Source organism: Vibrio sp. Y20_XG_PY13, from assembly GCF_024181925.1.
Lineage (GTDB): Bacteria > Pseudomonadota > Gammaproteobacteria > Enterobacterales > Vibrionaceae > Vibrio > Vibrio parahaemolyticus.
In genome coordinates this window covers 59,306-73,494 of record NZ_JAMZAL010000008.1, presented here as the reverse complement: position 1 = coordinate 73,494, position 14,189 = coordinate 59,306, and the positions used below count along the sequence as shown (strand labels likewise).

At 44.8% G+C, this 14,189-nt stretch carries 12 protein-coding genes and 1 other annotated feature; of the genes, 8 read left to right on the top strand and 4 right to left on the bottom strand.

Translation table 11 applies throughout. From position 1 onward, the window contains the following. Positions 1–278 precede the first annotated feature (278 nt). Positions 279–398: a sequence feature (Thr leader region), on the top strand. A gap of 54 nt (positions 399–452) precedes the next feature. The 3 genes from thrA to thrC are packed head-to-tail and all read left to right on the top strand — an operon-like array spanning position 453 to position 5,166. After that, the gene (gene thrA / locus NL646_RS17920; RefSeq protein ID WP_025526267.1) at positions 453–2,912 is read left to right on the top strand and encodes a bifunctional aspartate kinase/homoserine dehydrogenase I; all 2,460 of its coding nucleotides are present in this window, start codon (positions 453–455) and stop codon (positions 2,910–2,912) included. 20 nt (positions 2,913–2,932) lie between these two features. Next, positions 2,933–3,889, top strand: coding sequence for a homoserine kinase (gene thrB, locus NL646_RS17915; RefSeq protein WP_005479586.1), 957 nt, complete (start codon positions 2,933–2,935; stop codon positions 3,887–3,889). After that, positions 3,886–5,166: a threonine synthase gene (thrC, locus tag NL646_RS17910; protein WP_029823505.1), complete on the top strand. Its 1,281-nt coding sequence runs from the start codon at positions 3,886–3,888 to the stop codon at positions 5,164–5,166. The genes thrB and thrC overlap by 4 nt, the downstream gene beginning before the upstream one ends. A 140-nt stretch (positions 5,167–5,306) precedes the next feature. Here thrC and grcA read toward each other — a convergent pair whose 3' ends face one another. After that, positions 5,307–5,684 (bottom strand): autonomous glycyl radical cofactor GrcA, encoded by a 378-nt coding sequence (gene grcA, locus NL646_RS17905; protein ID WP_005459053.1) that lies wholly within the window; start codon positions 5,682–5,684, stop codon positions 5,307–5,309. Positions 5,685–6,010: 326 nt separating this feature from the next. Between grcA and nfo the strand changes: the two genes are divergently transcribed. From nfo to NL646_RS17890, 3 genes are all read left to right on the top strand, one after another. After that, complete coding sequence (nfo, locus tag NL646_RS17900) at positions 6,011–6,898, top strand: deoxyribonuclease IV (protein ID WP_031828137.1); 888 nt, start codon at positions 6,011–6,013, stop codon at positions 6,896–6,898. A gap of 283 nt (positions 6,899–7,181) precedes the next feature. Continuing rightward, positions 7,182–7,862, top strand: coding sequence for a uracil-DNA glycosylase (ung, locus tag NL646_RS17895; protein ID WP_005465920.1), 681 nt, complete (start codon positions 7,182–7,184; stop codon positions 7,860–7,862). Positions 7,863–7,974: 112 nt separating this feature from the next. Then, entirely contained in the window at positions 7,975–8,526 is a 552-nt protein-coding gene (locus tag NL646_RS17890; protein ID WP_005459058.1) for a hemerythrin domain-containing protein, read from the top strand. 230 nt (positions 8,527–8,756) lie between these two features. Here the strand turns inward: NL646_RS17890 and NL646_RS17885 are convergent, their stop codons facing one another. Then, the gene (locus NL646_RS17885; protein ID WP_005459060.1) at positions 8,757–8,942 is read right to left on the bottom strand and encodes a DUF3545 family protein; all 186 of its coding nucleotides are present in this window, start codon (positions 8,940–8,942) and stop codon (positions 8,757–8,759) included. Between the two features lie 721 nt (positions 8,943–9,663). On the opposite strand from NL646_RS17885, the gene NL646_RS17880 reads away from it, so the two are divergent. Both NL646_RS17880 and yaaA read left to right on the top strand, forming a co-directional pair. Further along, on the top strand, positions 9,664–11,097 hold the full coding sequence (locus NL646_RS17880; RefSeq protein WP_005459389.1) for a sodium:alanine symporter family protein: 1,434 nt from the start codon (positions 9,664–9,666) through the stop codon (positions 11,095–11,097). Positions 11,098–11,204: 107 nt separating this feature from the next. Then, entirely contained in the window at positions 11,205–11,981 is a 777-nt protein-coding gene (gene yaaA, locus NL646_RS17875; RefSeq protein WP_017449551.1) for a peroxide stress protein YaaA, read from the top strand. A gap of 105 nt (positions 11,982–12,086) precedes the next feature. Here yaaA and srmB read toward each other — a convergent pair whose 3' ends face one another. Next, positions 12,087–13,310, bottom strand: coding sequence for an ATP-dependent RNA helicase SrmB (gene srmB, locus NL646_RS17870; protein ID WP_005479730.1), 1,224 nt, complete (start codon positions 13,308–13,310; stop codon positions 12,087–12,089). Between the two features lie 107 nt (positions 13,311–13,417). Further along, positions 13,418–14,137 (bottom strand): tRNA1(Val) (adenine(37)-N6)-methyltransferase, encoded by a 720-nt coding sequence (locus NL646_RS17865; protein WP_025622206.1) that lies wholly within the window; start codon positions 14,135–14,137, stop codon positions 13,418–13,420. Between the last annotated feature and the right edge of the window lie 52 nt (positions 14,138–14,189).

Below are 14,189 nucleotides of genomic sequence, written 5' to 3'. Positions count from 1 at the left end.
AAATGTTTGATCTTGCGCTTTATGAGAAAGATCCGCTTACCTATGGCTCCTAATCACCCTTCGTTTAATGGCATTAACTCCTGAAGTTAGAAAACAAGGATGTTTTTCTTAAAATCAAGCGTAAGTAATTATACTTATATATCAATGACATTACGCAGAATAAACCTCTGGAAGACTGGAAAATAAACAATTTTTTGTTGACTCTGAATAGGAAACTCGGTAAACGTAGATATAAGCAAACACGATTAACGTTGAATATTTATTTATGCCATCTAACAGCCTAGTAGTAATGACCACGACCATTATTATTACCGACACGACAAATGTTGGGGCAGGCTGCTGAGCGAAAGAAATTCACAAAAAAGGCCTGTATCCAACAAGATACAGGCCTTTTTTTATGCGTTTTTAGACAGAATTTAGACAAAAATTAAGAAAATACATCGGAGGAAGGGATGCGAGTATTGAAGTTTGGCGGTTCATCACTAGCGGATGCAGATCGCTTTTTAAGAGCGGCAGATATCATTGCCAATAACGCTCAACAAGAAGAAGTGGCCGTTGTACTTTCGGCGCCGGGTAAAACGACGAACAAGTTAGTAGCAGTCATTGAAGGTGCACTTCGCAATGGTGAAGCTGAGCTGCAAATCAATGAGTTGGAAGAGTCGTTTAAAACGCTTTTTGCTGATATCCAAGCGGTATTGCCTAACCTAGAAGGTGCGGCGTTCGATAACCAAGTTAAAACCTCTCTTTCTCAACTGCGTCAGTTTGTGCACGGCATCAACTTACTTGGTATGTGTCCAAACAACGTCAATGCTCGCATCATCAGTAAAGGTGAGCGAGTTTCGATTCAATTGATGAAGGCGGTACTGGAAGCCAAAGGGCAAAAAGCGAACCTCATTGATCCTGTTGAATATCTGTATGCGAAAGGCGATCACCTAGAAGCCATGGTGGATGTTGATGTATCGACACAGAACTTCCGTCAAAATCCTCTTCCTAAAGATCATGTGAACATCATGCCGGGCTTTACTGCGGGTAATGAAAAAGGCGAATTGGTGACGCTGGGTCGTAACGGTTCTGACTATTCAGCGGCAGTATTAGCGGCTTGTTTACGTGCTGATTGTTGTGAAATCTGGACGGACGTGGATGGCGTTTACAACTGCGATCCTCGATTGGTTGAAGATGCACGACTGCTTAAGTCACTCAGCTATCAAGAAGCAATGGAGCTTTCTTACTTCGGTGCATCCGTTCTGCATCCGAAGACCATTGCTCCTATCGCGCAATTCCACATTCCATGTCTGATCAAAAACAGCTTTAACCCTCAAGGCGCGGGTACGCTTATCGGCCAAGATACTGGAGAAGATAATCTTGCGATCAAAGGTATTACAACGCTTAACGACCTAACCATGGTTAACGTATCAGGCCCAGGTATGAAGGGGATGGTAGGCATGGCGAGCCGAGTATTTGGTGCGATGTCTTCTGCTGGTGTCTCTATTGTATTAATTACTCAATCATCGTCTGAGTACAGCATCAGCTTCTGTATCGAGGCTGATGATAAGCTGAAAGCTCAACAAGTTCTGGCGGATGCGTTTGAGCTTGAACTAAAAGACGGTCTATTGGAACCGGTTGATTTTATCGATGATGTTTCTATCGTTACCTTGGTTGGTGACGGCATGCGTACATCCCGTGGTGTTGCTTCACGTTTCTTCTCTTCTCTTGCGGAAGTGAATGTTAATATCGTCGCGATTGCGCAGGGTTCTTCAGAGCGTGCTATCTCTGCGGTAATTCCGGAAGACAAAATTTCTGAGGCGATCAAAGCGTGTCACGAAAACCTATTTAACTCGAAATACTTCCTCGATGTGTTTGTTGTTGGTGTTGGCGGTGTTGGCGGTGAGCTGGTGGATCAGATCCAACGTCAACAATCCAAACTGGCGGAAAAAGGTATCGTGATTCGAGTTTGTGGTTTAGCAAATAGCAAAGGCTTGCTACTCGATAGTGAAGGCTTACCACTAGAACACTGGCGCGACCGCATGTCTGCGGCAACAGAAGAATTCAGTCTAGCTCGTTTAATCGCGTTAGTTCAGCGCAATCACATCATCAACCCTGTACTTGTGGATTGTACGTCTAGTGAAGACATTGCAAATCAATATGCAGACTTTCTAGCAGCAGGTTTCCACGTGGTCACGCCAAACAAAAAAGCAAACACAGCAAGCATGGCGTACTACCATCAGCTTCGAGATGTCGCTCGTAGCTCGCGTCGCAAGTTGATGTACGAAACAACCGTAGGGGCAGGCCTACCGGTTATCGAAAACTTACAAAACCTGATTGCAGCAGGCGATGAGCTTGAACGATTTAGTGGCATTTTGTCAGGTTCACTGTCTTACATCTTCGGTAAACTTGACGAGGGTATGAGCCTGAGCGAGGCGACGAATATTGCGAAAGAAAATGGCTTCACTGAGCCAGATCCTCGTGATGACCTTTCTGGTATGGACGTTGCGCGTAAGCTGCTCATCCTAGCTCGCGAAGCAGGTATGTCATTAGAGCTTGAAGATGTGGTCGTTGACCAAGCGCTACCACCAGGCTTTGATGATTCAGGCAGTGTTGATGAATTTATGGCTCGTTTGCCAGAAGCGGACGCGTACTTCAAAGAGTTATCTGCGAAAGCGACAGAAGAAGGCAAAGTGCTACGTTATGTTGGTGAAATTAATGATGGCAAGTGCACAGTGAGCATGGCCGCTGTCGATGAAAATGATCCAATGTTCAAAATTAAAGACGGTGAAAACGCGTTGGCGTTTTATAGTCGCTACTACCAGCCAATTCCTTTAGTGCTGCGTGGTTACGGTGCCGGTACAGAAGTGACGGCAGCAGGCGTATTCTCGGATGTAATGCGTACTTTAGGTTGGAAACTAGGGGTATAACAAGAATGAGTTCAAGTGATATGGGCGTGGTGGTTTATGCCCCAGCTTCAATTGGTAATGTTAGCGTAGGTTTTGACGTGCTGGGGGCGGCAGTGTCCCCAGTTGACGGCACTTTGTTGGGTGATCGAGTTCAAGTAAAAGCAGGGACTGAGCCGTTCAGTCTAAACACTGCTGGGCACTTTGTTTCGAAGTTACCAACCGATCCAAAAGAGAACATCGTTTACGATTGTTGGGTGGTGTTTGCTCGTGAACTGGATAAAAAAGGCATTGAGCTAAAACCACTTGAAATGACGCTAGAGAAAAACATGCCTATTGGTTCTGGTTTGGGCTCAAGTGCTTGTTCTATTGTGGCAGCGTTAGACGCGCTAAACCGATTCCACGACCAGCCTTTGAATGAAACGGAATTACTGGCTTTAATGGGTGAAATGGAAGGTAAAATTTCGGGTGGTATTCACTACGACAATGTTGCTCCATGTTACCTTGGTGGTGTCCAGTTGATGCTTGAAGAGCTGGGCATCATCAGCCAAGAAGTCCCTTGCTTTGACGAGTGGTATTGGGTGATGGCGTATCCGGGCATTAAAGTGTCGACGGCTGAAGCGCGTGAAATCCTACCATCTCAATATCGTCGACAAGATATCATTGCCCATGGCCGTCACCTTGCGGGCTTTATTCATGCATGTCACTCTGGTCAGCCAGAGCTCGCTGCAAAAATGATCAAAGACGTGATCGCAGAACCGTATCGTGAGAAACTGCTTCCGGGCTTTGCGAATGCGCGTCAGTACGCAGCATCAGCAGGTGCGTTAGCAACTGGTATTTCTGGCAGTGGTCCGACACTGTTCAGTATTTGCAAACAGAAAGATGTCGCTGAGCGAGTTGCTCGCTGGCTAGAACAAAATTACGTACAAAACGAAGAAGGATTCGTCCACGTTTGTCGTTTAGATAAGCAGGGTTCGAAAGTAACAGGAAGTGAGCTATGAAGCTTTACAATATAAAAGAAAATGATGAACAAGTTTCCTTTGGCCAAGCCGTTCGCCAAGGATTAGGTCGTAATCAAGGCCTATTTTTCCCATCGGAATTACCAAAATTTGAAGACGTTGATGCGTTGCTAGCAGAAGATTTTGTCTCTCGTAGCACCAAGATCCTATCAGCACTGATTGGTGATGAACTGGCGGAAGAGCAAGTTAACGCAATGGTTGATGCTGCATTCCAATTCCCAGCACCAATCAACCAAGTAAAAGAAGGCGTTTACGCGCTAGAACTTTTCCATGGCCCGACGTTAGCATTTAAAGATTTCGGTGGCCGCTTCATGGCGCAATCCCTTGCGGCAGTTTCTAATGGCGGCAAGATCACCATTTTGACCGCAACGTCAGGCGATACTGGCGCGGCTGTTGCGCACGCTTTCTACGGAATGGAAGACATTAATGTGGTGATCCTTTACCCGAAAGGTAAGATCAGCCCACTGCAAGAGAAGTTATTCTGTACGCTTGGTAAGAACATTCACACCGTAGCGATCGATGGCGACTTCGATGCTTGTCAGGCTCTTGTTAAGCAAGCCTTTGATGATGCTGCACTGCGCGAAGAGATCGGTCTTAACTCTGCAAACTCAATTAACATTAGCCGTTTGATGGCGCAAATCTGTTACTACTTTGAAGCTGCGGCGCAAATGAGTAAGCAAGAGCGTGAAAACCTCGTGGTTTCTGTACCAAGCGGTAACTTTGGTAACCTAACAGCAGGTCTATTAGCAAAAGCGCTAGGTTTACCTATCAAACGTTTTATTGCTGCTACCAACGCGAATGACACGGTGCCTCGTTACCTCGAAACGGGCAAATGGGAGCCAAAACCAACGGTTGCAACCACTTCAAATGCGATGGACGTAAGCCAACCGAACAACTGGCCGCGTATCGAAGAGCTATGCCGTGTGAAAGAGTGGGGCCTTGAGACACTAGGTAAAGGCGCAGTTTCTGATGAGCAAAGCGCACAATCAGTAAAAGACTTGTACGCATTAGGCTACCTATGTGAGCCACACGGTGCGATTGCTTACCGCGTATTGGAAGAGCAACTGCAAGAAGGTGAAACGGGTCTGTTCTTGTGTACTGCGCACCCAGCGAAGTTCAAAGAGGTTGTAGATGATATTCTTCAGACGGATATCGAACTGCCTGCACCACTAGCTAAACATGCTGCGATGGAGTTGTTGTCTGAAGATCTTGATGCGGATTTTGATGCACTAAAAACAGTATTACGCCGCGTTCAGTAACCAAAACTGAATATGCGATAAAAAGGTGGGGCATTGTCTCCGCCTTTTTGTTTTTATAGGGTTGGTCTCGGGCAGAAATCGAACATAAAAAAACGGCGCTCATTGAGCGCCGTTTTTAAAACTTACCTGAGCGTACTCTATTATAGAGTCTCAGTAAATGTACGAGCGATAACATCACGTTGTTGTTCTGGCGTTAGCGAGTTGAAGCGTACTGCGTAACCAGAAACACGGATTGTTAGCTGTGGGTATTTTTCTGGGTGAGCAACTGCATCTTCTAGCGTTTCACGTTTAAGAACGTTCACGTTTAGGTGTTGACCACCTTCGATGCGAGGTGCAGTTTCGATAGCTACTTCGCGGCTTTCGTATTCACCTAGGTCGCTGATTGCGATAACTTGGTCTGCTTCGTAACCAGTTGCTGCAGCAACACAACGTGCTTCATTCTTCTCGCTATCTAGTAGCCAGATTGAGTTTAGTAGTTCGTCGTTTGCTGCTTTAGTAATTTGGATACCTTGGATCATCACTATCTCCTAGACCACTTACGTGGTGATTATTGGTGTTAATTTTCGAATTTTTGTTGAGCTGAGTATTATATAGCTAATATCCACTATTTTAATATTGATTTAAGTCAAAAAACAACCAAAAACATTATTTTTATTAAGGTGATTTTGTTGAGTTAAATCAATAAAACCTTTGAAAACATACTAATTACAATTTATTTGATAATATAAAAAATATTTAATAACTCAATTTGTTGTAAATTTACTACAAATTGAGCTTAGAATTTAAACTGATTAACGCAACTATCTGTATTTGGGTAGCGATACTGAAAGTCTAAAGTGATTAAATGACAAACATGAAAAACAAGTTTGGTAATAAACTCATAGGTGCACATGTCTCTGCTGCTGGTGGGGTCGATCAAGCGCCGTTGAGAGCTCGCGAAATTGGCGCGAATGCGTTCGCACTATTTACAAAAAACCAACGCCAGTGGGTGGCGAAGCCTTTAGAAGCAAAAACCATCAGTGCATTTAAAGCGAACTGTAAAATGCTGGGTTTCGGCGCAGAACATATTCTCCCGCACGACTCATACCTGATTAACTTAGGTGCTCCAGAAGCGGACAAGTTGGATAAGTCACGCGCTGCATTCATCGATGAAATGGAGCGTTGTAATCAGTTGGGACTGACTTTGCTTAACTTCCACCCGGGTAGTCACCTAAAGAAAGTCTCTGAACAGGAATGCTTGGCAACGATTGCTGAGTCAATCAACTTAGCGCACAAAACTGTACCGGATGTGGTAGCGGTGATTGAGAATACTGCGGGGCAGGGCACAAATCTTGGCTGGAAGTTTGAGCACTTAGCTGAAATCATCGAGCAAGTGGAAGATAAAGATCGTGTCGGTGTTTGTATTGATACCTGCCATACCTTTACGGCTGGTTATGACTTGCGTACAAAAGAAGATTGCGAACGCACTTTTGCTGAATTTGACCGTATTGTTGGTATGCACTATTTGCGAGCAATGCATCTAAATGATTCAAAAGTAGAGTTTGCTAGCAAAGTGGATCGCCACCATTCTTTAGGTAAAGGAGAGATCGGGTGGGATTGTTTCGAGTACATTGCGAAAGACTCTCGTTTTGATGGTATCCCTCTGATTTTAGAAACAATTGATCCGGACATCTGGCAGCAAGAGATCAACACACTGCGCCAGTTTCATTTAGCCGCTATTAACAACCAATAATGTAATCGCAAAGTTGGCACCTTTCTTTCTTAGTCGTTTAAGTCAATTTGAATTAAGAAAGAAGGATGCCACTATGTCTCGACCACTCTCTTTTGCTCCCTATGCTTACAGTCGCCGCGTACTGCGTCTGCCGATGCCTAATCGCCACATTACTGGGCAAGGTCATTTTAGAACGCCGCAGAAGCATTAGTCTTTTATTGCTGTTCTCAGGTTCGTGGTAAGTTTTTGTTTGTTTGGGTTTCGCTCGTTAGAATAGAAGCAAAATTTAGGACAGGAACTTTCCATGAATCAGTCACCCACTTGGCACGATGTGATCGGCGAAGAGAAAAAGCAGAGCTACTTTGTAGACACGTTGAATTTTGTTGAAGCAGAACGAGCAGCAGGCAAAGCGATTTACCCGCCAGCAAAAGATGTTTTTAACGCATTTCGTTTCACGGAGTTTAACGATGTGAAAGTGGTGATCTTAGGACAAGACCCATACCACGGTCCAAATCAGGCGCATGGTTTGTGCTTCTCTGTGCTTCCTGGAATCAAAACGCCACCGTCGCTCGTGAACATGTATAAAGAATTGGCTCAAGATATCGAAGGATTCCAGATCCCTCAGCACGGATTCTTGCAAAGCTGGGCAGAGCAAGGCGTATTGTTGCTCAATACGGTTTTGACGGTTGAGCAAGGCAAAGCGCACTCACACTCTAAAACAGGGTGGGAAACATTCACAGACCGAGTGATTGAAGCGATAAACCAGCATCAGCATGGGGTCGTGTTCCTTTTATGGGGATCTCACGCTCAGAAGAAAGGGCGTTTCATCGACCGCTCGAAGCACCATGTATTAGCCGCGCCGCATCCATCGCCATTGTCTGCTCATCGAGGATTCTTGGGTTGTAAGCATTTCTCCCAAGCAAACCAATTACTTGCTTCGCAAGGAAAAGAGCCAATCAACTGGCATTTACCGTTAACGGTATAAAAGAAGAGACAGCGATCATGGTGCAATGATCGCTGTTTTTTTGAGCATGCTCGAAGCTGGTGGCGAATTTCTCATGTACACTTATTGAAAGTAGGTGTTAAGGAGAGACGCTATGATGATCGAAAGAATTCGACGCGAACACGGCTACATGGTTCGCCTGCTGGCCATATTGCGCCATAAACTCAACGAAATTAAAGAAGAAAACGCCATTAATTACTCGCTAGTAAGCGAGATTGTTGATTACCTCTCAAACCATTCGGAAAAAATTCATCATCCGAAAGAAGATATTCTCTACCATCATTTCCTCAAGCATTACGGTAAGCAACAAACCATGGAAAACTTGGAGAAAGAGCACCAAGAGCTCGCCGAGAAGACCAAAGAGTTTTCGATGCTCATTGAGATGATTTTGCAAGATGCGGTTGTTCCTCAAGACATCTTTATTGCTCAGCTAGAAGATTTCATTGAGTCGCAAAAGCGTCACCTTGAGCTCGAAGAGAGAAAAATCCTGCCATTAATTGAAGAGCTTTTTACTACTGAAGACTGGCAACACGTTGAAAGTCTGTGGACAGAGAGCGAAGACGACCCTGTATTTGGTGACACGATTGCGGATCGCTACAAACAGCTTGCCGAGCGCGTTCGTCAAAGCGATATGGAGTTTGTTTAACTTACTCAAAGCCCGAGTCTCTATAAATCTTGCTCGGGTTTATTTGTGGTAATTCTTATTGTTTGAGAATTGAATGGAAATTCAACATAACCAATTCTCGATAAAAAGAACGGCTAATTCTCATTGAGTAAGAATTCCGTCAACGTAAACATTTAGACGTAGAGAATCAGAACATGTAACCCTGCTCTATACAAAAACAAAAGGCACCGTTAGGGTGCCTTTTGTTCAAATTAGAGTTTGATGTCGTCTAAGCTGTAGTCGTTGCAAACATCAAGTTCACGTAGTTCTTTAAGTAAGTTACGTCTGTCGTTCATCTCTTCTATTTCACGCCACTTTCTTTTTACTGGTTTAGCGCGAGATCTTGTTGTTGAGGTAGTATCCAGATTGAAAATCTCATCTAGTTGAAAGCCTTCCATAAGCCACCTTTACCCTTCTTTATCTAAACTGTTGTAACCAGTCCTTGTGGAGTTTTTTAAGTACCACAATAGGTGTGAGAATAACCATGATATATTTCGCATTTGTGTCGGTAACATGACATTTTCGTGCAAAAGTTCTCTCAAAATCACATTTTGCTTCGTGAACTATTGAATAAAAAATGTACAAACGAGAAAGGGAAAACGATTTAATGAAGAGATTTTCAATGTTAATTTGATGCGTTCAATTAGAGTACTAAGCAAAGGTTGAAGTTGCATAAAATGTGTTTGATGAAATAGTGTTCGATTACCTCTCTGGCGGCAAAGATAAATTTATGTAACACCTTGTGAATACTAGCTTGGTTCGTTTTTTATGGAGTGCTGTTCTATTAATGTCGGTGTAATTATTTATGTTGGATGTTGGTAATTGAAATGTTGCGCGTTTGGGGTGTTAAGTCCTATTTTTATGTTATTTTTTGGTGACTTTATAGTGAAAAATAACAACGTTATTATAGCGGTTGCATATTGATTTTTGCGTTCCTAGGTTGCATTATCCGCCCGTCAAAAAATACGCTGGTACGTAAAATGGATGCATGAAGCGACGTTTACGATTCTAGATTGCGCATAAACATTATTCAAAAAGCTAAGCACACTTTGACACTTAGCAGGCAATCTGGTGGATGGCTCGGACGCACAGACTGGCGCAACTCACTTTGAGGTACACATGACAGACTTAATCAATTTGATGAACGATCTCCTTTGGGGTTCGATTCTGGTTTATCTTCTTGTAGGTGTAGGAATCTACTTCACCGTTCGATTGGGATTCATCCAATTCCGCCACTTCGGCCACATGTTCTCTGTTCTTAAGAACAGCCGTAAAGCAGACAAAGCTGGTATTTCTTCTTTCCAAGCGCTTTGTACTAGTCTTGCTGCACGTGTAGGTACCGGTAACATGGCGGGTGTTGCAGTTGCATTGACTGCAGGTGGCCCTGGCGCGATCTTCTGGATGTGGCTGATCGCAATGCTTGGTATGGCAACGTCGTTTGCAGAGAGTACTCTGGCGCAGCTATACAAAACCAAAGATGATGATGGCAACTACCGTGGTGGTCCTGCTTACTACATGGAAAAAGGCTTGGGCATGCGTTGGATGGGCGTGTTGTTCTCTGTTTTCCTAATCATCGCTTTTGGTTTGGTATTCAACGCCGTACAAGCGAACTCAATTGCAAACGCAATGAGCAACGCATTTGGTTGGAATGACCTATACGTTGGTATTGCTGTTGTTGCACTGTCAGCTGTAGTTATCTTCGGTGGTATCAAGCGTATCGCGAAAGTAGCTGAGCTGATCGTTCCTATCATGGCACTGCTATACCTAGTACTTGCATTGTTCGTTGTATTCTCAAACCTAGAGAAACTACCAGATGTATTGATGCTGATCTTCAAGAGCGCATTCGGTCTGCAAGAAGCAGCAGCGGGTGGTCTTGGTTATGCGATTGCACAAGCAATGATCAACGGTATCAAACGTGGTCTATTCTCGAACGAAGCGGGTATGGGTTCTGCGCCTAACGCGGCAGCGTCGGCAACGCCTTACCCACCGCACCCAGCATCTCAAGGTTACGTTCAGATGCTAGGCGTATTCATGGATACGATTGTTATCTGTTCTGCAACAGTAGCGATTATCCTGATGTCGGGCGAGTATGTAGGTCAGGCAACGGAAGTTACTGGTATTGAGCTAACTCAGCGTGCATTGAGCTCGCAAGTTGGTGATTGGGGCGGCATCTTTGTTGCAGTTGCAATCTTCTTCTTCGCGTTTACTTCAATCATCGCGAACTACTCTTACGCAGAAACGAACCTGATCTTCTTGGAGCACAACCATAAAGCTGGTCTAAGCATCTTCCGCGTTGTGGTTCTGGGCATGGTAATGTTTGGTGCGCTAGCGTCTCTTCCTGTGGTTTGGTCGTTGGCTGACGTTTCGATGGGTCTGATGGCGATTGTTAACTTGGTAGCGATTCTGTTGCTATCGGGTATCGTGATCAAACTGGCGAAAGACTACAACCGCCAGCTAGGCGAAGGTAAAGTACCAACGTTCGATGCGAACGATTTCCCTGAGCTTAAGTCTCAGCTAGAAGACGGTATTTGGGACAACACTAAGAAAGACTAAGTGTTCTCCTATCGTTAAAAGCTATTAAGACGATTCGTAAAGCCATGCAGACAATGCATGGCTTTTTTTGTACCCTAATAAAAAACAAAATTAGGGAAGTGAAAGTCATGCTTATCGTAGTTTCTCCAGCGAAGACCCTCGATTACGAGTCTCCGTTAGCGACAGAAAAATTTACTCAACCAGAGTTAATTGAATATTCAAAAGAATTGATCGACGTTTGCCGCAAACTGACGCCTGCTGATGTTGCCTCTTTAATGAAAGTGAGTGACAAAATAGCCGATCTGAACGTCGGGCGATTCCAAGAGTGGAGCGAAACGTTCACAACGGAAAACTCGCGTCAGGCCATTTTGGCGTTTAAAGGTGATGTGTACACGGGCTTGGAAGCTGAAACACTATCAGATGCGGACTTCGAATACGCGCAAAAACACTTACGCATGCTATCTGGTCTGTACGGTCTGCTCAAACCGCTCGACTTAATGCAACCATACCGTCTGGAGATGGGAACAAAACTGGCGAACGATAAAGGTAGCAACCTGTACCAGTTCTGGGGCAATGTGATTACCGACAAGCTCAATGAAGCGATTGCTGAGCAAGGCGACAATGTTTTGATTAATCTTGCGTCGAATGAGTATTTTAAAGCAGTGAAGCCAAAGAGCTTGGATGCACAAGTGATTACGCCAATTTTCAAAGACTGTAAGAATGGCCAATACAAGGTGATCAGTTTTTATGCGAAGAAAGCGCGTGGCATGATGGCGCGTTACATCATCGAAAATCGCATTGAGAGCGTGGCGGATTTAACGAAGTTTGATACCGCTGGCTACTACTTCGTTGAGGAAGAGTCGACACCAACAGACTTGGTATTTAAACGTGAAGAGCAAAACTGATTGAAGCGCAATACGCGTTATTAATTGAAAGCTACACAAACGAAAAAGGGTTGGCACTGCCAACCCTTTGTTATTTCTATTTGGGCTTTTTAAGCCTCAACAAGATTACTTCTTCTTAGCGGTTTTCTTTTTCGCTGTTTTCTTCTTGTCTTCTTTTTTCTTTTTCTTCTTAAACACAGGTTTCTTGTGCTTAGGACGCATCTCTTTAATGAAACGCTCTTTGATGTCTTCTTTCACGTAACGTGCTACGCGATCCATCATTGGCTGGTCGTGCGCTTCTACGATTGAGATTGCGTTACCTTTCTTACCTGCACGAGCTGTACGGCCGATACGGTGAAGGTATACGTCAGCCGTGCGAGGCATGTCGTAGTTGATAACGTGAGAAACATCAGGAAGGTCGATACCACGCGCCGCAACGTCAGTTGCTAGTAGCACGTTCACAGTACCGTCACGGAAACGTGCAATGGCATTATTACGACGATCTTGAGGCATTTCACCTTGAATCCACGAACACGGGATTTGTGCGCTCTCAAGTTGTGCACGTAGCTCTGCCAAGCGTTCACGAGTTTTTAAGAACACGATAGTGCGCTCAGCTTGCTCTGTGATGATATGTTTCAGCAGAGCCAGTTTGTGTTCTGCGCTATCAGCACGGTGATACCATTGAGCAATCTTCTTACGCTCACGCAGTGGCGATTTTGCGTCGATCTCTGCTGGCTCGTTCAGTAGGTCAGCTGTGAAGCCTTCTACGCCTTTACCTTCTAGTGTTGCTGAGAACAGAAGGGTTTGCTTACGCCAGCGACATTCATTCGACAGACGGTCAACCGTTGGAGCAAAGCCCATGTCCAGCATGCGGTCTGCTTCATCGAGAACCAGCCATTCGATAGCACGACAATCAAAACGTTCTGCATCAATGTACTCACGTAGACGGCCTGGTGTTGCAACTACGATGTCTTGCGTAGTTGCTAGGATGTCTGCGTGTTCTTGGTATTGAACGCCGCCTGTGATCGTGAAAATGTTCAGCTTAGTGTTCTTTGCCAAAGCACGAGCTTGGTCGGCAACCTGCATAGCTAGTTCGCGAGTTGGCGTAAGGATCAAAATACGCGCTGGCCCAGGTTTACGACGAGGGAAATCTTGCAAGTATTGCAATGCTGGCAGAACGAAGGCTGCAGTTTTACCAGTACCCGTTGGCGCTGACGCTAGAATGTCACGACCATCCAACGCTTGTGGAATCGCTTCTGCCTGAATTTTAGTTGGGCGTTCGTAGCCCATCTCTTCAATGGCTTCAAGTAGGTTTTGGTCTAGATCAAGTTCAGCAAAGGTTCTGATCACAATGAGTTCTCCACAAGCAAAGCTTGGTTAATGGTTCGCCAAAGCAGCATAGAATATAAAAAGGTCGCACATTATAAAGTGATTGGTGATAAGGATCACATGTTATTTCACATCTTAAGATAAAACTCGTGGGTTAAGCGGACAAAATCATCGCTGTAACCGTCTGATGAGTGAATGATCAAATGTGACTCTTGAGTATCGCAAGGTTGCTTTGCCAGTTCAAACAGCAAACGGTGCACGGGTTTCTTTTCCGATGGTTGCACGCGGCACAGTCGAGATAGAGCCCAACCCTGGGTTAATGCTAGTTCAATAAATAGCTCCCCTTCGGTGATTGGCAGCACAAAGCTGGCTTTTCCTTCTGTATCTAGCAACTGATAACAACACTTAAGCAACGCATCATGGCGTAGGGAGTCGGTATGCCTTGCGGTTGCTCGCTGGCTTTGTTTAGCTTGCTCACCAGTGTTGAAATAGGGTGGGTTGCAAACAATGCGTTGAAAGCGTTGCGGCGGCGAAAAACTCAAAACATCGGTATGCTGAACTGAGAGTCGGTCGTGCCACGGCGAGTGCGAAAAATTGTGGCTTGCGGCTTCAACCGCTGTGGTTTCGATGTCAACGGCGGTAATTTTTGCGTCAGGAAAGCGTTGAGCACACATCAAAGCGAGTAACCCTGTTCCTGTCCCGATATCCAAGATATGGGCAGGGCTCGGACTTTCCATCCACGCGCCAAGCATCACGCCGTCGGTACTCACCGGCATGCCACTTTCGCCTCCTTCGATACAAAACTGCTTAAACTTGAAGCCTTTAGTTTGAAATTTTCCGCTCTTCATGATTGTTTTTTATCTGCTCAATATTTAAGTGAAATTCTCTATTGTTTCTTAT

Coding starts and splice junctions, on each gene's coding strand:
- thrB (WP_005479586.1), top strand. CDS start 2,933: ATGGGCGTGGTGGTTTATGCCCCAGCTTCAATTGGTAATGTTAGCGTA.
- grcA (WP_005459053.1), bottom strand. CDS start 5,684: ATGATCCAAGGTATCCAAATTACTAAAGCAGCAAACGACGAACTACTA.
- NL646_RS17880 (WP_005459389.1), top strand. CDS start 9,664: ATGACAGACTTAATCAATTTGATGAACGATCTCCTTTGGGGTTCGATT.
- nfo (WP_031828137.1), top strand. CDS start 6,011: ATGACAAACATGAAAAACAAGTTTGGTAATAAACTCATAGGTGCACAT.
- NL646_RS17865 (WP_025622206.1), bottom strand. CDS start 14,137: ATGAAGAGCGGAAAATTTCAAACTAAAGGCTTCAAGTTTAAGCAGTTT.
- yaaA (WP_017449551.1), top strand. CDS start 11,205: ATGCTTATCGTAGTTTCTCCAGCGAAGACCCTCGATTACGAGTCTCCG.
- NL646_RS17885 (WP_005459060.1), bottom strand. CDS start 8,942: ATGGAAGGCTTTCAACTAGATGAGATTTTCAATCTGGATACTACCTCA.
- thrC (WP_029823505.1), top strand. CDS start 3,886: ATGAAGCTTTACAATATAAAAGAAAATGATGAACAAGTTTCCTTTGGC.
- NL646_RS17890 (WP_005459058.1), top strand. CDS start 7,975: ATGATGATCGAAAGAATTCGACGCGAACACGGCTACATGGTTCGCCTG.
- ung (WP_005465920.1), top strand. CDS start 7,182: ATGAATCAGTCACCCACTTGGCACGATGTGATCGGCGAAGAGAAAAAG.
- thrA (WP_025526267.1), top strand. CDS start 453: ATGCGAGTATTGAAGTTTGGCGGTTCATCACTAGCGGATGCAGATCGC.